15 protein-coding genes and 2 pseudogenes are annotated in these 20,891 nt (G+C 42.3%); 3 read left to right on the top strand and 14 right to left on the bottom strand.

Annotated features, from left to right (window positions below; genetic code table 11):
- Nucleotides 1-35: 35 nt before the first annotated feature.
- Nucleotides 36-1,664, bottom strand: a complete 1,629-nt coding sequence (locus HMPREF2685_RS08475) for a putative polysaccharide biosynthesis protein (RefSeq protein WP_070466381.1) — start codon at nucleotides 1,662-1,664, stop codon at nucleotides 36-38.
- Between the two features lie 87 nt (nucleotides 1,665-1,751).
- On the opposite strand from HMPREF2685_RS08475, the gene HMPREF2685_RS08480 reads away from it, so the two are divergent.
- Complete coding sequence (locus HMPREF2685_RS08480; RefSeq protein WP_070466382.1) at nucleotides 1,752-3,197, top strand: UDP-N-acetylmuramoyl-L-alanyl-D-glutamate--L-lysine ligase; 1,446 nt, start codon at nucleotides 1,752-1,754, stop codon at nucleotides 3,195-3,197.
- A 38-nt stretch (nucleotides 3,198-3,235) separates the two neighbouring features.
- On the opposite strand, the gene HMPREF2685_RS08485 is transcribed toward HMPREF2685_RS08480, so the two are convergent.
- The 6 genes and pseudogenes from HMPREF2685_RS08485 to HMPREF2685_RS08510 all read right to left on the bottom strand — a co-directional run.
- Complete coding sequence (locus tag HMPREF2685_RS08485) at nucleotides 3,236-3,886, bottom strand: DUF1803 domain-containing protein (RefSeq protein WP_049485984.1); 651 nt, start codon at nucleotides 3,884-3,886, stop codon at nucleotides 3,236-3,238.
- Nucleotides 3,870-4,382 (bottom strand): YiiX/YebB-like N1pC/P60 family cysteine hydrolase, encoded by a 513-nt coding sequence (locus tag HMPREF2685_RS08490; RefSeq protein WP_049485983.1) that lies wholly within the window; start codon nucleotides 4,380-4,382, stop codon nucleotides 3,870-3,872. The genes HMPREF2685_RS08485 and HMPREF2685_RS08490 overlap by 17 nt, the downstream gene beginning before the upstream one ends.
- 63 nt (nucleotides 4,383-4,445) lie before the next feature.
- On the bottom strand, nucleotides 4,446-5,381 hold the full coding sequence (locus HMPREF2685_RS08495) for a manganese-dependent inorganic pyrophosphatase (RefSeq protein ID WP_049485982.1): 936 nt from the start codon (nucleotides 5,379-5,381) through the stop codon (nucleotides 4,446-4,448).
- Nucleotides 5,382-5,505: 124 nt separating this feature from the next.
- The gene (gene pflA, locus HMPREF2685_RS08500) at nucleotides 5,506-6,300 is read right to left on the bottom strand and encodes a pyruvate formate-lyase-activating protein (protein ID WP_031574308.1); all 795 of its coding nucleotides are present in this window, start codon (nucleotides 6,298-6,300) and stop codon (nucleotides 5,506-5,508) included.
- 215 nt (nucleotides 6,301-6,515) lie between these two features.
- Nucleotides 6,516-8,828, bottom strand: a complete 2,313-nt coding sequence (locus HMPREF2685_RS08505; RefSeq protein WP_070466384.1) for an endonuclease/exonuclease/phosphatase family protein — start codon at nucleotides 8,826-8,828, stop codon at nucleotides 6,516-6,518.
- Nucleotides 8,829-8,957: 129 nt separating this feature from the next.
- Nucleotides 8,958-9,710: pseudogene (locus HMPREF2685_RS08510) on the bottom strand (alpha-amylase family glycosyl hydrolase); the annotation flags it as partial.
- Between HMPREF2685_RS08510 and treR the strand changes: the two are divergent.
- A pseudogene (treR, locus tag HMPREF2685_RS08515) lies at nucleotides 9,630-10,263 on the top strand (trehalose operon repressor). The pseudogenes HMPREF2685_RS08510 and treR sit on opposite strands and share 81 nt — an antisense overlap.
- A gap of 180 nt (nucleotides 10,264-10,443) precedes the next feature.
- Here treR and HMPREF2685_RS08520 read toward each other — a convergent pair.
- The 6 genes from HMPREF2685_RS08520 to HMPREF2685_RS08545 all read right to left on the bottom strand — a co-directional run bounded on the left by HMPREF2685_RS08520 (nucleotide 10,444) and on the right by HMPREF2685_RS08545 (nucleotide 17,758).
- Nucleotides 10,444-11,247: an ABC transporter ATP-binding protein gene (locus tag HMPREF2685_RS08520; protein ID WP_070466386.1), complete on the bottom strand. Its 804-nt coding sequence runs from the start codon at nucleotides 11,245-11,247 to the stop codon at nucleotides 10,444-10,446.
- 9 nt (nucleotides 11,248-11,256) lie between these two features.
- Nucleotides 11,257-12,150, bottom strand: coding sequence for an ABC transporter permease (locus HMPREF2685_RS08525; RefSeq protein ID WP_070466388.1), 894 nt, complete (start codon nucleotides 12,148-12,150; stop codon nucleotides 11,257-11,259).
- A 10-nt stretch (nucleotides 12,151-12,160) separates the two neighbouring features.
- Nucleotides 12,161-13,138: an ABC transporter substrate-binding protein gene (locus HMPREF2685_RS08530; RefSeq protein ID WP_024056316.1), complete on the bottom strand. Its 978-nt coding sequence runs from the start codon at nucleotides 13,136-13,138 to the stop codon at nucleotides 12,161-12,163.
- A 408-nt stretch (nucleotides 13,139-13,546) separates the two neighbouring features.
- A complete protein-coding gene (locus HMPREF2685_RS08535) occupies nucleotides 13,547-14,896 on the bottom strand; it encodes a hemolysin family protein (RefSeq protein ID WP_024054783.1) in 1,350 nt (449 codons plus the stop codon).
- A 115-nt stretch (nucleotides 14,897-15,011) separates the two neighbouring features.
- Complete coding sequence (locus HMPREF2685_RS08540) at nucleotides 15,012-16,493, bottom strand: AcpB/EbpR/MafR family transcriptional regulator (RefSeq protein ID WP_070466390.1); 1,482 nt, start codon at nucleotides 16,491-16,493, stop codon at nucleotides 15,012-15,014.
- A 137-nt stretch (nucleotides 16,494-16,630) separates the two neighbouring features.
- Nucleotides 16,631-17,758 (bottom strand): AI-2E family transporter, encoded by a 1,128-nt coding sequence (locus HMPREF2685_RS08545; protein ID WP_049507210.1) that lies wholly within the window; start codon nucleotides 17,756-17,758, stop codon nucleotides 16,631-16,633.
- A 74-nt stretch (nucleotides 17,759-17,832) separates the two neighbouring features.
- Between HMPREF2685_RS08545 and HMPREF2685_RS08550 the strand changes: the two genes are divergently transcribed.
- Nucleotides 17,833-18,624, top strand: a complete 792-nt coding sequence (locus HMPREF2685_RS08550; protein WP_070466392.1) for an ABC transporter ATP-binding protein — start codon at nucleotides 17,833-17,835, stop codon at nucleotides 18,622-18,624.
- 209 nt (nucleotides 18,625-18,833) lie between these two features.
- On the opposite strand, the gene HMPREF2685_RS08555 is transcribed toward HMPREF2685_RS08550, so the two are convergent.
- A complete protein-coding gene (locus HMPREF2685_RS08555) occupies nucleotides 18,834-20,888 on the bottom strand; it encodes a cation:proton antiporter (RefSeq protein WP_070466393.1) in 2,055 nt (684 codons plus the stop codon).
- Nucleotides 20,889-20,891: the final 3 nt, after the last annotated feature.

The raw sequence follows: 20,891 nt of genomic DNA on the forward strand, positions 1-20,891 counted from the left end.
TAAGAGGCTAGGACTTTTGTCCCAGCCTCACAGGTTTATTTAATCCGGAATTTTTGTCTGAGACGTGCTGCTTGCCCTCCGATAAAGCGGTCAAAATACCGTAGCCATAATCCTAAGGCTCCATATATAGCAAATCCTAATCCGCCAATGACGATGATATAAATCATGCTCGATACACGACCATTTGGTGGGAAAATCCAGCCCAAAATCAAGCCAGCGATCAAGACTCCAAGTAGCATCACCATAGTCAGGATAGAACCAAGCAAGGTCCGCTTGAAGACGATGGTGCGATTAAACTGAGTGATGGTTTGGATCTCTCGATACATGAGAACGATTGGCACCATTAAGGCAATGGTCGTTGACAAAAGTGGTCCATAAGAACGAAAGACCAAAATAAATGGAATTTGTAGGACCAATTTCACCACTACACCATAAAGGAAGTAGCGAATGGCCTTGCGATTTTGAAAGAGAGCTTGAATCATTGGCGATAAGACCGTGTAAAGACCGAGAATTACGGTCTGCAACATCGCTACGATGAAGAGTCCTAAGGCCAAGCCATCTGGTTGCCCATAGAAAACCGTATAAAGTGGTTTTGCGACTGCTACTGCACCAAAGGTGGCTGGAAGCAAGAAAGCTAGCAACATGGTCAAGTTATCCTGTACGAGCTTGCCTGCAGCTTTTAAGTCGCCCTTGACATAATTCTCAGTCAACAGAGGAATCCCAACTCCCCCAATCGAAGTCGCTACTGCGATCAAGATCATGGTGATTTTGTTTGGATTAGCAGAGAAATAACTAAACATGACCAAGAGCTGCTTTTGACTATAATCTGTGAACCAAGACATGACATTGATAAAGGTCATCTGGTCAACAATTTGGAAGAGCTGAATGGCGGAACCAGTGATAATAAAAGGAATGGCCTCACGAATCGTATCAATCAAGAGAGCCCGAGTGTCAATCCCTTCACTTCCCTCTTGCTTTCTAAAAATAGAAGAGAGCAAGCCTGTCTTTGCAAGGTAATAAAAGAGCACCAGAAGGCTCGCTCCCATACCGATAAAGGCCGCAAAGGTCGACTGCGTCACAGCCTGCACATAGTCTCCTGAGCCAATCTTCATAATGAAGAAGGTCGTGAGCAACATCCAGATGACCCGGATCACTTGTTCAGCGATCTGGCTAATGGCGTAAGGCTTCATGTTGTTAAAACCTTGGAAAAATCCCCGAATGACACTCATCGAAGGAAAGATCAAGACAGCCCAAGAAAGGCTCTGCATGATCGGAATCAACTCTTTTCCCCCACCTGAAAGACTCGCAAAGACAGGAGATAAAAGATACATGAGAATGGCAAATCCAAGGCCTAGAATTCCCATAAATTTCAAGAAGCCCCGAATCAAAGCAAAGCTATGATCCGCTTGGTCCCGGGTATTGTATTTGGCTACTTGCTTAGCAACAGCTACGGGTACTCCGGCTGTCGAAATCAAGAGAAACCAAGCATAGATATTGTAGCCCATTGTAAAAAGACCATTGGCTTGTGGACCATATTTTCCCATCCAAATATACCAAGGAATAATATAAGCGGCTCCTAGCAAACGGCTGATAAAGTTGCTGGCTGTCATCCAGGCAGTCCCGCGTAGCATCTGGGCTTGCTGGTCGTTTTGTTCGTGACTCATTGGTGTCCTCTTTCGTTTCTTCTTCTCTTCATTATAAACTTTTCCATGACACTTGTAAAATAGGGACTTTAGGTTTACAATAGTTTTATGATTACAATTGAACAAACCCTCAACATTTTAAAACAAGACCAAAATTTCCGAGAAGTTCTAGTAAATGGTGAATACTACTACCATCTAGAGGGAACAAATTTTGATGCTATTAGCTATGATAGCCGGAAGGTTTCTGCTAGCACCCTCTTTTTTGTCAAAGGGGCTAACTTCAAAAAAGAATACCTGGAACAGGCTATTTCTAATGGACTCGGCTTTTATGTCTCTGAAAAAGATTATGAAGTTGGTATTCCTGCCATCCTCGTCAATGATATCAAACAGGCTATGAGCTTAATCGCCATGGAGTTTTATGGACACCCTGAGAAACAATTAAAACTATTGGCCTTCACAGGGACTAAGGGAAAGACAACCGCGGCCTATTTTGCTTACCATATTTTGGAACAAAGTCACCGACCAGCTATGCTGTCGACCATGAATACAACACTGGATGGTAAAAACTTCTTTAAATCGACCCTGACAACTCCAGAGAGCTTGGATCTTTTTGCCATGATGGCTGAGGCAGTAGCCAATGATCGGACCCACCTCATTATGGAAGTTTCCAGTCAAGCTTATCTAGTGAAACGAGTTTACGGTCTGACCTTTGACGTTGGTGTTTTTCTCAACATCAGTCCTGACCATATTGGACCGATTGAACACCCAACTTTTGAGGATTATTTCTACCACAAACGTCTCCTCATGAAGAACAGCCAAGCCGTTGTCATCAATAGTGATATGGATCATTTCCAAGTTTTAGCGGACCAAGTCGCGAACCAAGACCACGATTTTTATGGAAGCCAGTCTGAGAATCAAATTGAAAACTCTAAGGCCTTCAGCTTCTCAGCCACTGGTAAGCTAGCCGGCGACTACGATATCCAACTGATTGGTCACTTCAACCAAGAAAATGCTGTGGCTGCAGGTCTTGCCTGCCTTCGCCTAGGTGCGAGCCTCGAGGATATCCAAAAAGGGATTGCTAAGACGCGCGTTCCTGGCCGAATGGAAGTCTTGACTCAGAAAAATGGAGCAAAGGTCTTCATCGACTACGCCCATAATGGAGATAGCTTGAAAAAACTGCTCTCAGTTGTTGAAACCCATCAAACCGGGGCCATTTCACTGGTCCTTGGATCAACTGGGAATAAAGGAGAGAGCCGCCGCAAGGACTTTGGCATACTCTTGGAAGACCATCCTGAGATCCAAGTCTTCCTCACAGCGGATGATCCCAACTATGAAGATCCTTTGGCTATCGCTGAAGAGATTAGCAGCTTTATCACGCGCCCTGTCGAGAAAATCGCAGATCGCGAAGAAGCCATTCAACTGGCCATGGCAACAACCAGCAAGCCTGAAGATGCCGTCATTATTGCCGGAAAAGGAGCGGACTGCTACCAAATCGTCAACGGCGTAAAAGAAGAGTATCCAGGTGACGCCGCCATCGCTGAACGTTATCTATAATCAAAAGAACAAGGCTAGGAAGTTTTCCTAGCCTCTTTCTATTGTTTGATAAACATCAGTCTTTCCTTATCCAAGTCCACTGCTAATTCATATTTGCCTTCATCATTTTTGCGGATATAGCTTAAGATTTCTAAACTATCGACAAAGATGTCCTTGCGCTTTTGCTGGACTACTTCTTTTTTGAGAAATTTGAGCAAAAAGCTGGTCATATACTTGAGAGCATATTCGGGATTGACATCTCCCAAGATGGCATAGAGCTTTTCTTGATCCTCCGTCAATGGGTATTGGTGAGCTACCTTATAAAAGTAATTGGAAAGGGTCTGTGCATGTCGCGCAAAGTCCGTCTCCTCTATGAGAATCGCTGCATTGGTAGTATTGCGGAGTTCCGTTTGGAAGACCTTGGCTTTTAATTCTTGATAAACTGCACTGTCCTCTCGGACAAAGACCTCTTGATCCAGGTCCACTCGATCAGCTGACTCCAAGAAGGGCAGGTTGAGGGTGTAGCGTTTATTTTCTCGAAGGATGAAGCCCGCTTTGATATATTCCTCCATCAGCTTATCCACTGGTTGATCAGGAAATTGGGACTTGATTTGCCGCAGGATCACATCGTCGTGCTGGTCCAAATAGTTGACCAAGTCCTTGAAAAATGGCTGACGTGTCAAACGTGTAGGATTAATGATTGTAATCATCCAAATACCTTTCTTTAAACTCTAGCTGTGGTGATTGGGCTAACTGACTAGGATTGGTCCCGGGCTTATCCAAAGGAACGGCTAGGCCAAGTTCCTTGTAGTAATCCAGCCAGAACGGACTAATCTCCTCTTCCTCATCTCCAAACTTCATGGGAATGGTCTCAAAAATAGGAAGTAGTTCAGCGATGAACTGGGAACAATAGAAACCATCTCCATCCGGATAAAAGGAAGCATTGTAGGGAGCCCCTAAAAGACTCTCTGCCCGCTTTTTGACCTCTTTGAGATCGATTCCTGGATAGCGATAAAGGTCATAGACTTTTCCAGCTTCAAAGAAGTCCTCAGGAGCCTGGGCAAGGACGCCACCTTCCAACGTAGCATGATAGACCTGTCCGTCCAAAAAGATGGCAGCATGGCTATAGTTGCCAGTAGATTCCTGGATGGCTTGCCCCATATCTGACAGGTCCTTTACAAAAATCAAATCGCCATTTTCTAACATACTTCTCTCCTAGCAAAAAAGGAGCCGAAACTCCTTTTTAATAATGGGTTTTCCCACCTATCATTAAGCATTAAAGCTTTCTGTCAATTGTGGTACCACTTGTTTCTTACGTGAAACGGCACCTGGAAGGAAAGCATGATTGTTTTCAAGTTTGAAGTTGAAGGCTGCTTCTACCTTGTCCATGTTGGCACCAAGAGCCAAGATTTCTGAGTTTGAGTTGACGATGTCTGTAATCATCAAAACAAAGTCAGAGTAGCCGTTAGCTGCATTGGCAGCTTGGATAGCTGCTTCGATTTCAGCTTGGCGTTCCAAAACTTCCGCAATATCAACTGTATTCACTTGAGCCACACGAACGTTATTTCCGTTCAATTCAAAAGTCTTAGCATCGATGTCGATCAATTCTTCTGCTGATTTGCTTGCCAAGTTAGTACCAGCCTTGAGCATGGCAAGACCGTATTCTTCCAAGTTCACACCAGCCAATTCAGCCAATTCTGGCGCAATCACTTTATCAGATGGGTGTGTTGTTGGAGATTTCAACAGAAGGGTATCTGAAATCAAACCTGAAAGCATCAAACCTGCCAATTCTTTTGGCACTGCTACACCGTGTTCTTTAAACATGCGATACACGATTGAAGATGCTGATCCAACTGGTTCCAAACGCATGTAAAGTGGGCTAGCAGTTTCAAAGTTTGCCACACGGTGGTGATCCACTACACCGTAAACTTCTACTTCAGCGATATCTGAAACAGATTGTTGGAATTCATTGTGGTCTGTCAAGATGACTTGCTCTGCACCTTCTGCTTTAGCTGATGTGATGACGCGTGGTGCTTCCGCACCAAAATAGTCCAATACGAAAGCTGTTTCTTCATTTGGAGTTCCAAGAGCCACTGCTTCTGTATCCAAACCATAAGCTTCTTTTGCAAGATAAGCAAAAGCTACAGATGAGCCGATAGCATCTGAGTCAGGATTTTGGTGACCAAAAACGAGAATTTTTGACATGTTTCTACCTCTTTATTTCATTTATAGATTCACTCTATTTTAGCACGTTTTGCCATTTAAAGAAAGGGAATAGTTGTGCATTTCAATAGAAAAGACAGCTGGAGTGACCAACTGTCTATACTTTTTATCCTTTGACCCGTTTCAGGTAATCTTGGTAACTTTCTGTTTCCATCAAATCTTTTGCATTTTGAACCCGTTCTTTTGTCGGTGGTTTCACACCCTCCAACTTGTACGGAATGCCCAATTCACGCCATTTGAATTCCCCCATAGTATGGTAAGGAAGGATCTCAAATTTATCGACATTTTTAAGGGTTTTAACAAATTTTCCAAGTTCGATCAAGTCATCATCTCGGTCTGTCAAACCTGGCACCAAAACGTGACGAATCCAGACTGGTTTTCCAATATCAGATAGGTACTTGGCACAAGCTAGAATCGTTTTATTGGTATGGCTGGTCACAATTTTGTGACGTTCATCATTGATTTCCTTGATATCCAGAAGCACCAAGTCTGTCACTGCCATCAAGCGGTCAAATTTTTCCAAATAACGAGGCGTATTCCGGAAAGGCAGAGCACAGGTATCGAGCGTGCAGTGAATACCCAACTCTTGAGCCTTGGTGAAGAGGGCAATCAAAAAGTCTATCTGTAAGAGGGCTTCTCCACCACTGACCGTGATTCCACCTTTTTGACCCCAAAATCCACGATAGCGGAGGGCTTCTTCCAATACATCATCTACTGTTCGTTCTCTAGACATGTTGGTTTCCATAGCCCAAGTATCCGGGTTATGGCAATACTGACACCGCATTTGACAGCCTTGAAGAAAGACAATAAAACGGATCCCAGGCCCGTCTACTGCACCAAAACTTTCTGTTGAGTGTACCATTCCTGTTACTTTTCCATAGTCAACTGTTTCATTTTCCATTGAGGAACCTCTTCTCTTGAAAACGTTTTATGATTTTATTATATCACGATTCCATCTATTTTAAAGAGTTGAAGCTTCTTTTTGAAAAGAAACTGTTCTTTTCAGTAGTTTTCATTGTTCTAGTACAGTTTCCAATATGGGACTATCTGTCCTGTATTTTAGGAGAAAAAAAAGGAGCCAGCGACTCCTTTTTTAGATCTTTCTTATAAAACACGTTAGTGAGTCGTCTTTTTCTTCTTGTACCAGACAAGACTCATCGTAGCTACTGTCATTCCAAAAAGAGCTAGATAGCTTGTTTCTTGTCCGGTAGATGGAAGGATTTTCCGTTTACCTGGTGTCTTGGTTTCTGTTGCTGCCTCTTCCTTGTCATCTTGCTTCTCATCTTCGTTCTTGCCCTTCTCTTTGCTTTCAGATGTTGAACTCTTTTGTTCATTGGCTTGAGCTTGATGAGGGACTAGTTGAGATCCTGTATTCGATGAGGAAGGGCTGTTTTGATCCGTTGCTTGTCCTGTATTTCCTTGTTGATCATCTGTCGGCGTTCCTGGAGTTTGTGCTCCACTAAAGTCGATTTGGACCAAGACAGGATCATGGTCTGATGCACGACCGTGTTCCTTCATAAAGGAAGCATTGATATGGACTGGTTCAAACCTTGCTTTAGCTGCCATGTTGTTTGAGATAAAAATGTTATCCAAAACTTGATTGCTTCCACGGTAGAAATAAGAATAGCGATCGCCTGCATCATGTTGGGCCATTAAGTTGGTTAGTTCGTTGCCCGCAAGGATCTGTGCCGTGGTTGAGAAATCGTAATCATTAAAATCACCCGTCAATACAAAGGTGGTCTTCGGATTTTGCTTCAAGCCTTCTTGGACGAATTGATGGATGACACTGGCTTGTGCTTCACGCGTTGGCAAGGTATGTTCCACTGCTGGTTGGCTTGCCCCATAAATAGCATCATCTCCGATTTTTGATTTCAAGTGATTGGCAATCACCACAACTGGTTGACCTTTGAATTCAAATTCAACGGCTAAAGACTTGCGAGTATGATCAAACGATGGGTCATTAGGGGCAATCCGAGCTGGATTTTTAACCAGGTGTCCCATGTCAAATTGTGCTGCCTCGTTGCTAGTTGCTGCCTCTTTTTTAGCTAGGCTCACGCGTTCTGGATTGTAGAGGATTCCCAAACGAATATTGGAACCAGGCTTTCCTCCGTCAGCGCCATCTACTGGAGCAACCTCCGTATACTCATAGCTCTTGCCACCCAATTCCTTGATCCGATTGGCTAGTTTGCGTCCACTTTCAACACCACTGGTCGTTCCGTCATCCACACTACCATTATTGTCCTGCACTTCGATCAAAGTAATGATGTCTGGATTGTGAATTTCATGGATAAAGGAATTGGCAATCAGCGTCACCTTATCCTCTGGGGTTTCATTTTTGGCATTGTTAGCCGAGAAATTTTCAATATTGTAGGAAGCAATGGTCAGCTTGTCCTCACTTGGTTGGGTTTGAGCTGCTTGACGCTGCAAGCCACCGTCTTGTACCGTCAATTGTTGAGTAGGCTCTAACTTATAAAAGCTATTCCGATACGTTACCACTCCTGTTAGGTCTTCCGTAAAGTAATCCTTGGCTTTTGCGACAAACTGATTCCCAACATAAACCGGAATTGTCGCTGTATTTTGCGCATGTGGCCGTAGATTCAGACCTCCAATATTGTTTAAAGGAAGGCCAGTAAAATCTTCTCCCAAGACATAGATATCTCCTTTGTACTGGGGACCAAGGACATGAGGTTTCTTCACCACCGTGAGCATTCCTTCCAGGCTTTCCCAATAATCGAGAGCATCAGTTTCTGGAGCATAAGCAGTCGGATTAGGCTTCACATCTGCTGGCATGCCCTCAGTGATATTCACAGCTTCTGGAAGAGGGGCTGTCCCATCTTTTGTGATCCAAGCATCGACCAGCATGGTCACCGTTAAACTATTCGTTGGTTCCTTAAAGGTTTTCCCAGCTCCCAAGGTAACCTCTTCCATATAGCCTTCCTTGACGGTACCAGTGATTTTAACCTTGTCACCGACCTTGACCTTGTATTTAGAAACTACATAAATCCCATCTGAAGTACGGCTATTGCCATCCGATTCAATATCTTGGGCATAAAAACCATAGCGGTCTGTTTTCGTCACCACTGCATTTTTGATAGCTACCTTTTGGCCTTCCAGTGGAGAGCGTTGTGATTCCCCTTGAATGTCCCCGATCTTAACCGTTTTCTCCTCAGTATCGTCTGAGGAACTGCTAGATGTCTCTTCTTTATCACTCGAAGCTCTCGTCGTAGCTTCTGTAGTTGTTGTTGTAGCAGAAGTCGAATGATTTGTCGAGCTTTCCTCGCTGCTAGTGTTCGTCACAAGCGCTGGCTCTGAAGTCGAAGCTGTGGTCTCGTCTGCAACTACAGTGAGGGCACTGCTAAAGACCCCCAACTGACTAGCCAATAAGGTGGCTACTCCCAGTAGGCGAATCTTTTTACCGTTTTTTCTCATGCGTTTCTCCATCCCTAAAAAGTTTTCCTCTTTTATTATAAGGGAAGAACTTTGTATTTTCAAGCGCTTTCAAAAATATTTTTCAAAAAGAAAAACACTTCGACCCAAAAAGATCGAAGTGTGAAATACTTAAACTAAAATCGCCAGTGTCTGATATGGTTTCAGAATTATCTTTTCAGCAAGCTTTACATTCTCATAGTTGGACAGGAGCACGCGCCCTGCTTGGTAGTCTTCTGGAATCGCTACTTCAACTTCACTTCCATAGAAATGATTGAGTACCAAGAGTTTTTGACCATCTAAGTAGCGTTCAAAGGCATAGACTTCTTGACTATCTTCCAGTGCTGGCTGATAGCTGCCTTCTGAAATGATGGGCATTTCTTTACGCAAGCTAATCAATTCTTTATAGAAGGTAAAGATTGGTCCATCCATTTCCTTTTCAACATTGATGTCTTTATAGGACTTCCCAACCTTCAACCATGGTGTGCCTGTTGAAAAACCTGCATTTTCAGAAGCATCCCATTGCATTGGCGTACGAGAATTATCACGTGATTTGGCTTGAATAATCTTAAAGGCTTGCTCAGGTGACTTACCTTGATCCAAGAGCATTTGGTAAGCATTGATAGACTCAACATCCACATAATCTGCCATCGAATCATAGTCTGGATCTATCATGCCGATTTCTTCTCCCATGTAGATATAAGGGGTACCACGTGACAAGTGAAGGCTAGCTGCGAGCATGGTCGCTCCTTCATTGCGGAAGTTCTTGATATCTACAAAGCGATTCAAGGCACGAGGTTGGTCATGGTTATTCCAGAAGAGGGCACTCCAACCATCTCGTTCACTCATTTCCTTGCCCCAAGTATGATAGAGACGCTCAAGCTCTTGCAGGAGGAAGGCTTTATCGAGACTGTTCAAGGGATGGGTTCGCAAGTTTCTAGACAAGCGCACTTTGACTTCCCTGTTTCCCAATTAACCAGTTATCAAGAAATCGTCAAAGCTTTCAGAAACCAATGTCATTCGTTTGGAACAAATCAGTATCGATGAAAAAGGAGCTAAAAAGACAGGCTTCCCCCTTCACCGTTTGGTTTGGAAAGTAACCCGGCAACGGGTAGTGGATGGCGTCGCTTCTGTCTTAGATATTGATTACCTAGACAGAGAGCTCATCCCTGGCCTAACCAAGGAAATCGCCCAGCACTCTATCTACCAATATATAGAAGAAGACTTGAAATTGCAGATTGGCTATGCCAAAAAAGAAATTTTGATTTCACCAATCGATAATCGTGACAAAATCTTACTGGATCTTGGAAAAGACAAACACGTGGTAACTGTCCGTTCCCAAGTTCACCTAGCAGACGGACGCCAATTCCAATTCACCGAAAGCAGGCACAAATTAGACAAGTTTCATTTTGTCGACTATGCAGAACGGAGGAAATAAAGGAGGCTGGGACAAAAGTCCTAGCCTCTCAATTATCTTTGGATTGTCGAGCAAGACGCAGTGGTTGAGTGGGCTCTACTACGCTGCTTTCATCAGCTTTTACAGTCCTACTCAACTGTGCGGAGGTGGGACGACGAAATCGAATTCTAACGAATAACCGATTTCTGTCCCACTCTCATTTTATCCTAATACCAATTCATCACTTACCAGGGTTTCACCACTGTTTTGTTGGAAGAGGCGCATCAAATCTTCAACCGTTAGGTTTTTCTTTTCTTCTCCTTTGACGTCGACCACGACCTTGCCTTGGTAGAGCATGATCAAGCGGTTGCCGTATTCAATCGCATGGTTCATATCATGCGTAATCATCAAGGTTGTCAAATCATGGCTTTCCACGATCTTTTGGGTCAATTCCATGACCATTTCACTAGTCTTTGGATCGAGCGCTGCGGTATGTTCATCCAGAAGCAAGAGTTTTGGTCTAACCAAAGCTGCCATGACCAAGGTCAAAGCTTGACGTTGCCCACCAGACAAATATTGGGTATCTACCTTGAGACGATTCTCTAAACCGATATTCAGTTCCTTCAAGGCTTCACGGAACAATTCGCGATCTTTCTCCCGAACTCCCCAGCTCAAACCACGAGATTTCCCCCGACGTTGGGCAATCGCCATATTTTCTTCAATGGTCAAACGAGAAGCCGTCCCCATCTTAGGATCTTGGAAGACACGCGCAATATCCTTAGCACGCTTCCGAACACTCGTATTTTTGATAGAGTTACCCTCTAGCAAGATATCCCCTTCATCCACGACTAGATTTCCTGCCAAGATGTTCATCAAGGTTGATTTCCCAGCTCCATTTCCACCGATGACCGAAATGAAATCTCCTTCTTCCACTTGGAGATCCAAACCTTTTAAGACGTGGTTTTCATTAACCGTTCCTCCTTCAAATGTCTTATGAATACCTTCAATTGATAATAATGTTGCCATACTTTTCTCCTACTTATTTCCTAACTTCAATCCGCGAACACGAAGACGTTTTTGCGCCTCAGGAGCGAACAAGACAATTGCGAGCAAGATCGCATTGAAGAGACGAACCATATTTTGATCGAGATTTGGGATCTCGTAAATATTTAAGATAATCAAACGGTAAACAATGGCTCCAACCCCGATTGAAAGCAAGCGCCAACCAATGGTCAATTCGTGGATCAAAACCTCAGCGATAATCACCGCACTCAAGCCAACCACGATCGTCCCTGTCCCAGAAGTCACATCTGAGAAACCATCATTTTGAGCAAACATAGCGCCACAAAGGGCAATCAATCCATTGGAAATCATGTAGCCCAACATCTTCATGTTATCTACATTGACCCCATTAGCCTCACTCATTGGGATGTTATCACCTGTCGAGCGCAAAACCAAGCCAAGTTGCGTCTTCATTAAGAGGGTCAACAAGATACAGACGATGATCAAGCAGGAAATACTAATCAAAAAGACAGCTTCTTCATTAGAAAGTCCAAATTTCATGACACTCTTGAAAATGGTATCTGCATCTCCAATAGAAAGGTTAGGAACTCCTCCCATAATTTTGATATTGATAGAGTAGAGACCCGTCAAAGTGACAATCCCCGTCAAGAGGGCTGGAATTTTCATTTTTGTATGGAGAATACCAGAGACCAAGCCTGCAATCATCCCTGCTAAAAAGCCTAACAAGGTTGCAATCCAAGGGTTTCGTCCCGCTTGAATTTGTGAGGCTACAACTGCTGCCCCAAGTGGAAAGGCTCCTTCTGCCGTCATATCGGCAATATCTAAAATTCGAAATGTTAAGTAAACACCGATCGCCATGATCGACCACAATAAACCTTCTGATAAACTTGATAAAACAAAATTCATCTCAAACCTCCTATTTTTCTACCTTCAACGAGCTAATATCAATTCCAAGCTCTTTAGCCATCTCTTTATTGGTGTGCAATTCTAATTTTTCAGGTGTTTCAACTGCGACTTTGCCGGGTTTCTCACCCTTCATGATGCGAATGGCCATCCGAGCAGCTTGTCTTCCCAATTCCTCATAATCAGTACCAAAGTTGTACAAGCCACCAGTAGCCACCATTTCAGCAGAACCTCCAAAAACGGGCACCTTATGGCTGATAGAAACCTGTTTGACAGTGTCCATTGTAGAAGAGATAATATTGTCCGTCGGAACAAAGACGATATCTGCCTCTGACATGATGCTGTCTGCTGCAGCTTTCACATTGTTACTATCGAGAATTGTTTTTTCAACCACTTGATAGCCTTTAGCTTCTAGGATCTTCTTCGCATTGTCTTTTTGGACGACGGAGTTAGGCTCACTTTGCGTATAGAGAATCCCAACTGTTTTCGCCGTTGGAAGCACTTGCTTAATCATGTCTACCTGTGTAGCGATCGCATCTTCTGACTGGTCACTTGTCCCTGTGATATTGCCACCTGGTTCTTTCAAGTTTTTCACCAATTTCGCTGCCAATGGGTCGGTCACAGCTGAGAAGACAATAGGTGTTGATTTAGTGGTATTAGCCAAACTTTGTGCAGAAGGGGTTGCAATCGCAAAAACTAGATCACTTTCTTCTGCCAATTGTTTAGAAATATTTTTCAGATTTCGTTGCTCCCCTTGAGCATTTTGGAAATCGATCTGAATATTTTTCCCATCTACATAGCCTTCTTTTTTCAACTCCTCGATAAAGCCTTTTCGTGTCGCATCGAGCGACTTATGGGTGATGTACTGGGAAATCCCAATTCGAAAGACATTGTCTTTTTTAGTATCCTTTAGATTGTGTAAGGTCACCAATGATGTTAACAGAAGTCCTACAACCAGGACAGGTGCTAGCAATTTTTTCACTACTTTCATTTATTGACTCCTTTTCTGCAAAATAAACAAAAAATCCGCTTAGATGATTCTCTAAACGGATGCTTGAAATTCTCCAACAAGTTACAAAACCTCGGTCCATTTAGATACTAGCTCTATGGACCATCATCAAAAATCTTAGCCACATAGATACAAACAAATTGCTTGGGTTGTTTGCATCCATGAGATCATGTCTACAAACACTATCTAAAGTAGCTAAAGTAAAATTTTTGAACGGAAATGGCTTGTTGCTTCATGTTTATTTTCTGCTTTCTTTATTTATGGGTATTATCTTACCGTAATTTATTTTTGATGTCAAGACTATTTCAGAAATTTTTGAAATTTTTTGAAAATTCAACTGGTCCTGACAAGAAAAAAACAGAGGCTGGAACACATCCAGGCCTCTATTTTCTAATCTTCTTTTGATTTAGTTTCTTCATCTTCCTCGACGATTTCAGAAATTTCAACTTTCACCTTCGTCACACGACCATTTTTTACTTTGTCATTTGTCAAAATGAGGTGTTTCTTTTGACTATCGACTTCACAGCTGAGTCGCTCTTTCAAGGTTGGAATTCGCCCAACCTCTGTCAGATAATACCCTGCAATGGTATCCACATCATCACTTTGCAACTCAACATCAAAATATTCGTTAAAGTCATTTAGTGACATGGCTCCTTGTACGACATAGGTATTGTCCGCAATTTCAAAGACATCAATTTCTGCTTTGTCAGTCTCATCGTCAATTTCACCGACGATTTCTTCCAAGAGGTCTTCAAGAGTAACCAAACCAGACATCCCACCATATTCATCAAGCAGAATGGCCATTTGATTTTGGGTATTGCGCAATTCCTTCAAAAGATCATCCACAAAAATGGTCTCTGGAACAAACAAAGGTTCTTGTAAAATCTTTCTTAAGACAATATTATCAAAGCCATTGATAAATCCTTCGTTCAAGAGACGTTTGGTATGGATGAGACCGATGACATTGTCCTTGTCATCATCATAGACAGGAATCCGTGAAAAGTTTTGCTTAAGGATACTTTCAATGATTTCTTTAGTATCATCATTGATATCAACCATGAAGGCATCTGTCCGTGGCACCATGACTTCACGCGCCACCATTTCATCTAATGAAAAGATCCCTTGGAGCATCTCAATCTCGTCCGCATCTAGTGTTGCTTCACTATTGGTCAGCATATACTCGATTTCATCCCGCGTCATCTTTTCATCCGGATCATCGAATTCCATTGGCGTGATACGGCTCAAAAGGTTGGTCGACGCTGAAAGCAACCAAACAAAGGGGCTAACAATTTTTCCTAATAAAATGACAATCGGAGCTGTTCGAACAGCTAACTCATCTTTCAGGTTCATAGCGATTCGTTTCGGATAGAGTTCGCCAAACACGATCGAAATATAAGTCAAAAACGCTAGAGATAAAAAGCTTCCAGCTGCAATAGCCGTTTTAGTATTGCCCATCCATCCAGCAATAACATGACCAAGGCTATCTGCAAGACTCGCCCCAGATAAGATGGTAATCAAGGTGATCCCCACCTGAATAGTGGATAAGAAATGGTTGGGCTGTTCCAAAACGCTAAGAAGACGAATGTATTTTTTATCCCCTTCTTCTGCTTTTTGCACTACACGAGAACGATTCAACGATACCATTGACATTTCGGTTGCCGAGAAAAAGGCGTTCAATAATGTCAAAACAATCAATAAAATAAATTCCAGTAAAATTTCCTGACTGCCAGGGTCTTCCATGGATACTTTCCTCCAGTATATAATATTGTATATTATACCACAAAATAGGAGAGCCTGCATTCTTCTATGTCATTTTCTTTTTTCACCATCAAAAAATCAGGACCAGGTCCTGATTTTAGTGCTCTGCACTGGTAAAATCATAAAAGAAGGCATTGAGTTTTTCAACCAGCTCAAGCGATGAGAGACTACTTGTACAAATAAATGGTTTTTTCTTTAATTCAGGCATCATAAAGTTGGCCACCACTACGTCGGCATCCGAAGCTTCAATATCATCCACTGTTAGATTGTACTTGATCATCTGCGTAAATTCAAAGTTATCCGTACAGTAGAAATCTAGAAAATCGATCATGGATTTGGCATGGTGATCGTCAAAACGACTGATAATCAGGACCTTAATAGACTTCCGACGGCGCAACAACTGCGGTAAGAGACGTTCCCAGTGAGTGTAGACCGTGTAGATCATGTGCTTGATGATCTCTTCGTTCAGATCATGCTTCATGGTCTTCATATAAGTGATGATATGCTCCTTCAAATCATCATAGAAGGCTGGGAAGATGCTCATGAAATCTTCGTTGGTATTGGTCTTGGTATCAAATAAGAGGAACTCCGAGAACAATTCCTTCCGACCTAAGTGAGCCGTATTGTGAACGTGCATCAACATCTCATCAAGATTTTCAATGTCTAAATCATAGGTATAGCATAGATCCTTGAACATATCTCTGATGAGCGTCGTTGATTCTTTGGCATAAGGATCTGTTTCTGCAGCTTCGATCAAGCTTTCTGGACTGAAATAGAAATTCTCTTGAATAAAGATAATAAAGAACTGCTCCAGCACTTTTTCATTCAATTCGACACCCAACTGCAAGCTAAAGTAGCGTAACATCTCCTCGACATTGGTCACTCCTTGATACTGGTCCTTATACACATCATAGTTCGTTGGCATGTCAATAAAATAGCCCTGCTTAATCCGTGATAAGTAGACTGTCAAGAGAACTTTATAAGACCTGAGGACAGAGAAGGTCAATGGATAGTCATAGAGCTTGAAGAAGAAGGTGATCAAATCGGTCACAGCCTCTTCCTTAAATTCTGGGAAAGGCCACTCCATATAGTAATAACGTTCCGCAAAATACTGGGCATAGAAGAAACGAACATCCACTTCATCCCCGACAAGATTCAAGGGTTTCAAATCAATCTTTACATTGTATTTGGTTTGAAGCTTCTGATTAATCGTCCGAATCAAGCGGTAGAAAGATTGGTAACTCAGATCAAACTTTCTGCAAATATATTCATTGGAAACATCCTTGTTGAAGAAAAGATATTCAATCAAGGCGAAGGCTTGTGATTCTTTTAAAAAGTGATGATAGATCACTTCTAGCCCAACCGAATCCTCATAACTGATCTTGATCCCATTGGTAGAGGATTCAATTAAAAAGTCATCAAATGTACTACGAAGATTAGACAAATCTTCTTTTAACGAACGTTCTGTACAATCCAAACGCTTGGCCAACTCTTTTAAGTGGAACCATCTTTTTTCCTTAATCAAGATTTCCAACAATTGCAATTGGCGTCTCTGTTTTTTCGATAAGAGCAGTCTCATCTTTCCCTACCTAATTTCATATTTTCTTTCAAAATTACTTATATTTTAACACATTTCATAGCACTTGTTGACTTTTTTCCAGCATTTTTCAAAAAAATGTACAAAAAAGACTCCAAGGCCCATATAGGCGCTAGAGTCTATGATTTATTAATGATACCAAATTCTTCTTTTTTCTTCTGCTCCTTAGCAGCACGGTGGTTATCATAAAGATTTACCAAGAATTTTACAATTTCTTTTCCAATCGAATAGACTGGAATCGCAACGACCATCCCGATAATGCCGTAGATATTACTTGAGAGCAATAAGAGAACCATAATGGTAATCGGGTGAACCTTCATCACGCCTCCAACGATACGCGGATAAAGAATATTCCCATCGATCTGCTGGATAATCAACATGTAAATGACTGCTTTGATCATCATATCCATATCTGTGAAGGCATAGGTGATGATCATCGGAATCAACCCGATGGTTGGTCCTACATATGGAATGAGATTGGCCAATCCAGAAAAAATGGCAAAGACCAAAGCATACTTCAATCCAATAAAACTATAGCCAATGTAGGCTAGGGTTCCAATGATAAAGGCATCGATAGAAATCCCACTAATATAGCGAGAGACCGTTTCATTCAAACTAATCAAGAGGCTTGAAATGTGGAGTTTGTCATTGCGTAAAATGGTCCGCTCCAACATCGGTAATAACTTCTTCCCATCGACCAAGAAATAAACCAAGAAGACAGGGGTCATGATCAAGATAAAGACCGTATTAACAATGGTGTTAACCACACTTCCTAAACTGTTGGTCACACTATTCAAGAGATTTTGTAGGATATCCATATATGAGAGATTCAACTGCTGAATCGTCGACTGGATATTCACATTCTGGAACAAAGGATTGGTCGAGAGTTTTCGAACCAAACTTTGAACTTCCCAGTAAAGTCCTTGAGTTGAATTGATCAAGCTGGTTAACTGATTAATTAAGATAGGGAGCAGATAAAAGATCCCTAAGCCAATGATCCCAAACAAGAGTACTAAGGTGATCAAAATCCCAAACCCACGCTTGATTTTTAAATGTTTTTCCAACAATTCAACAATCGGATTGGTAATGTAATATAAAAAACCTGCAATTAAAAATGGTAAGAGGATGGTATTCAGAACAGATACAAATGGAGAAATTAAAGTCCCCATTGATTTCCAAATATAGAAAATCACCGTCAATAATAAGATCTCACATGTCCAGAATAACAATTTACTATTTCGAAACATTCCTTACCTCCTGTTTTCTATTCTACCATATTTTATGATAGAATAAAGGAGATTTTAATCAAAAGGATAAAGTTATGAATAATTTGATTGAACTACAAGACGTCAATTTGATCCGCAATGGAAAAGCCCTTTTAAAAGAGATTAACTGGCAAGTAAAAGAAAATGAATGTTGGGCGATTTTAGGCTTAAATGGAGCAGGAAAATCGACCCTCCTCAAACTGCTCATGTCTGAATACTGGGCTAGTTCTGGCCAGGTAACGGTCCTTGGAACCCGCTTTGGAGAAGGGGGTATTCCTGAGTTACGTAAGCGTATTGGGATCGTTAGCTCCTTCATTTCAGAAAGACTGCCAGAACATCTTTTGACAGAGCAAATTGTCCTAACTGGTCAATACAAGAGTAGTATCTTATTTGCTGCATACGGGGAAGAAGAACTGAACTGGGCACGGGATATGCTAACTTCAATTGGGGCTAGCTCTTTGATCGGCCGCAAATACCGTGAGCTCTCCCAGGGAGAAAAGCAGACCGTTCTCATTGCACGAAGCCTCATGGACCAGCCAGATCTGATCATTTTTGACGAAGCTTCTAGTGGATTGGATCTCTTTGCCAGAGAAAAGCTCCTCCGTCAGATCCATCATATCAAACAACTGGATCACGCGCCTACCATGATCTACGTCACCCACCATGCTGAGGAAATTACAACAGACATGACCCATGTCCTCTTACTCAAACATGGCCAAGTGGTCGAGCAAGGACCAAAGGAAAAGATCCTAACTCCTCATGTCCTTAGCCAATTTTATGAAGCACCAGTATCCCTTATTAATCTGGGTGATGAGCGACTCTTTGTCAAACCAGAAATCGCACACTGAAAAGAAAATGAATAAAGCAAAGAGAGTGGGACAGAAATCGGTAATTCGTTAGAATTCGATTTCGTCGTCCCACCTCCGCACAGTTGAGTAGGGCTGTAAAAGCTGATGAAATCAGCGTAGTAGAGCCCACTCAACCACTGCGTCTTGCTCGACAATCCAAAAATAATTGAGAGGCTAGGACTTTTGTCCCAGCCTCTTTTACTCTTATCTCAACGATTCCGTGCATACTCGATCAAATCGTATGGAAGAGTATTGGCACTTTCTCTTAGGGAATAGCTTTCTAATTCATTGACATTTTGTCGCATACGGCGCGCTTGCTTGGCAGTAATCAGGTGTTGCGCTTCATATTCAAAAATAATCTTACGCTCCAAATAATAGCCTCTCAACATTTCATCGATATTATTTGGTTTCACGCGATTAATAACCCGCTCCACAAAGGCCCCACTGGTAATAATAGCTGTCTCTCTCAGACGAGATTCTTGTAGGAAAGAGATCAAACTGCTCCGATAAATCCCCTTGAGGTCTTCCAAACTTTCGATAATGATTTCCGTATTGGCCAGATAAAGGGCTACAATCTGGTCATAATCAATGGCCTCTAACTTGCTGTCCTCCCGGGTCCACCAGTTTCGCAAGCCAGACCCAAAGGTTAAGATCTCATGTACTAATAAACGCAAGAGACGGAAAGACACCAAGAGGTAATAGGTTAGACGAGACGAAAGATTGCGATTGACACGTTGCTCCATATTGCGAAGATAGCGTTGGTAGACGCGGTAGCCCCGCTCTCGAATCTTCCCTTCTTCATAGGCCTGTTCCAAGCCGTCACTTTCAATACTCAAAATCAGGAGCTTCAACTGTTCCCAGTCCTTTTGAATGAGCCTGTTTTCTTGGCCTAGAATCAAGTTTTCTATGCGACCATGGTAGTTATCAATTGCCGCATACAAGGGCCCCTTGTGCTTGCTATTCTTTAGGTCTGCTTCTAATTCCATGACGACATCATTTAAAATCGCGATCTGCATCAGGTAGTCATTGGTTTCTTCCTTTTCTTCTGATAATTTTGGAAGTACCACTAAGCCAGCAATAAAGCTGACAAGGGTAACTCCTGCCACTAAAAAGAGTAGGATGGGGTATTCTTTTTCGATCTTGGTTGGAATCAAAAGAATCGTCGCAATCGAAACTGTTCCCTTCACACCCGAAAAAGTCAGCAATAAGGCATCTTTTAGATAATTTCTCAACGATTTTTTTAGTCGAGCCGTTCGGAACCAATAAAAGAGGTAAACCATGACAAAACGAATCAAAAAGAGCAAGGCTGTCAACAGAAAGACCGAAAGAACTAAAAGAAGATTATTGTAAATGGGACTACTTAAGATGGGCTTGGCAATCATTTCCAATTCCATTCCTAAGATGACAAAGACCGAACCATTTAAGATAAAGTTGACCGTATTCCAGACAGTATGACTCACAGTATCTACCCGCGCTTCAAGGAGGGTAATGTGCTTAAAGCGACTGGCTTTTAAGATTCCTGACACAACTACTGCAATGATACCAGAGACATGGAGTTCTTCTGCTAAGAAGAAGGTCAACAGAGGGAGACTCAGTTCTAATAACAATTCACTGGCAATATCACTAGCGCGAACACTCAAGAGCAAGGTTTGCAGCCACCGGTTCACAAAGGCCGTCAAGATCCCCACTGCAAATCCTCCAATGATGGAGATTCCTAAGGAAACCCCTGCCTCTCCAAGAGAGAAACTTCCGGTCGCAAGAGCTGCCAAGGCCACTCGAAAGGCAACTAGACCTGAGGCATCATTTAGTAATCCTTCACCTTTTAAGATATTCGAAACCTGCTTTGGAAAGCTAAAGCGCTCTGACAGGGAAGCAAAGGCTACTAAGTCGGTAGGCCCAAGGGCTGCCCCAACTGCCATACAGGCTGCTAATGGAAGGCTCAGCCACAAGGAGTGAGCTGCCCAGCCCAAACTAATGGTGGAGATAAAAATCACTGGGAAAATCAAATAGAGGATGACCCGCCAGTGCTTTAAGACGGAAGTAATATCTGCTTCTTCTGCTTCTCTAAATAAGAGAGGGCCAATGACCAAGGCCAGAAAAAGCTCGGTATCCAGATGAAAATTTTCTTCTGGCACAAAGAGGGCCCAACCAATCCCTAGTAAAATTTGGATCAAGGGCAGAGGAAGGCTCGGCACAAGTTTATTGGTAGCATTTGAGACGATCAAAATCATCGAAAAGATCACTGCATAAAGGAGTAGTTCCATATC

Source organism: Streptococcus sp. HMSC074F05 (assembly GCF_001808725.1).
In the GTDB taxonomy this organism is placed as follows: domain Bacteria; phylum Bacillota; class Bacilli; order Lactobacillales; family Streptococcaceae; genus Streptococcus; species Streptococcus parasanguinis_I.

Coding starts and splice junctions, on each gene's coding strand:
- HMPREF2685_RS08475 (WP_070466381.1), bottom strand. CDS start 1,664: ATGAGTCACGAACAAAACGACCAGCAAGCCCAGATGCTACGCGGGACT.
- HMPREF2685_RS08550 (WP_070466392.1), top strand. CDS start 17,833: ATGAATAATTTGATTGAACTACAAGACGTCAATTTGATCCGCAATGGA.
- HMPREF2685_RS08540 (WP_070466390.1), bottom strand. CDS start 16,493: ATGAGACTGCTCTTATCGAAAAAACAGAGACGCCAATTGCAATTGTTG.
- HMPREF2685_RS08505 (WP_070466384.1), bottom strand. CDS start 8,828: ATGAGAAAAAACGGTAAAAAGATTCGCCTACTGGGAGTAGCCACCTTA.
- HMPREF2685_RS08485 (WP_049485984.1), bottom strand. CDS start 3,886: ATGATTACAATCATTAATCCTACACGTTTGACACGTCAGCCATTTTTC.
- HMPREF2685_RS08545 (WP_049507210.1), bottom strand. CDS start 17,758: ATGTTTCGAAATAGTAAATTGTTATTCTGGACATGTGAGATCTTATTA.
- HMPREF2685_RS08520 (WP_070466386.1), bottom strand. CDS start 11,247: ATGGCAACATTATTATCAATTGAAGGTATTCATAAGACATTTGAAGGA.
- pflA (WP_031574308.1), bottom strand. CDS start 6,300: ATGGAAAATGAAACAGTTGACTATGGAAAAGTAACAGGAATGGTACAC.
- HMPREF2685_RS08555 (WP_070466393.1), bottom strand. CDS start 20,888: ATGGAACTACTCCTTTATGCAGTGATCTTTTCGATGATTTTGATCGTC.
- HMPREF2685_RS08495 (WP_049485982.1), bottom strand. CDS start 5,381: ATGTCAAAAATTCTCGTTTTTGGTCACCAAAATCCTGACTCAGATGCT.
- HMPREF2685_RS08525 (WP_070466388.1), bottom strand. CDS start 12,150: ATGAATTTTGTTTTATCAAGTTTATCAGAAGGTTTATTGTGGTCGATC.
- HMPREF2685_RS08535 (WP_024054783.1), bottom strand. CDS start 14,896: ATGGAAGACCCTGGCAGTCAGGAAATTTTACTGGAATTTATTTTATTG.
- HMPREF2685_RS08490 (WP_049485983.1), bottom strand. CDS start 4,382: ATGTTAGAAAATGGCGATTTGATTTTTGTAAAGGACCTGTCAGATATG.
- HMPREF2685_RS08480 (WP_070466382.1), top strand. CDS start 1,752: ATGATTACAATTGAACAAACCCTCAACATTTTAAAACAAGACCAAAAT.
- HMPREF2685_RS08530 (WP_024056316.1), bottom strand. CDS start 13,138: ATGAAAGTAGTGAAAAAATTGCTAGCACCTGTCCTGGTTGTAGGACTT.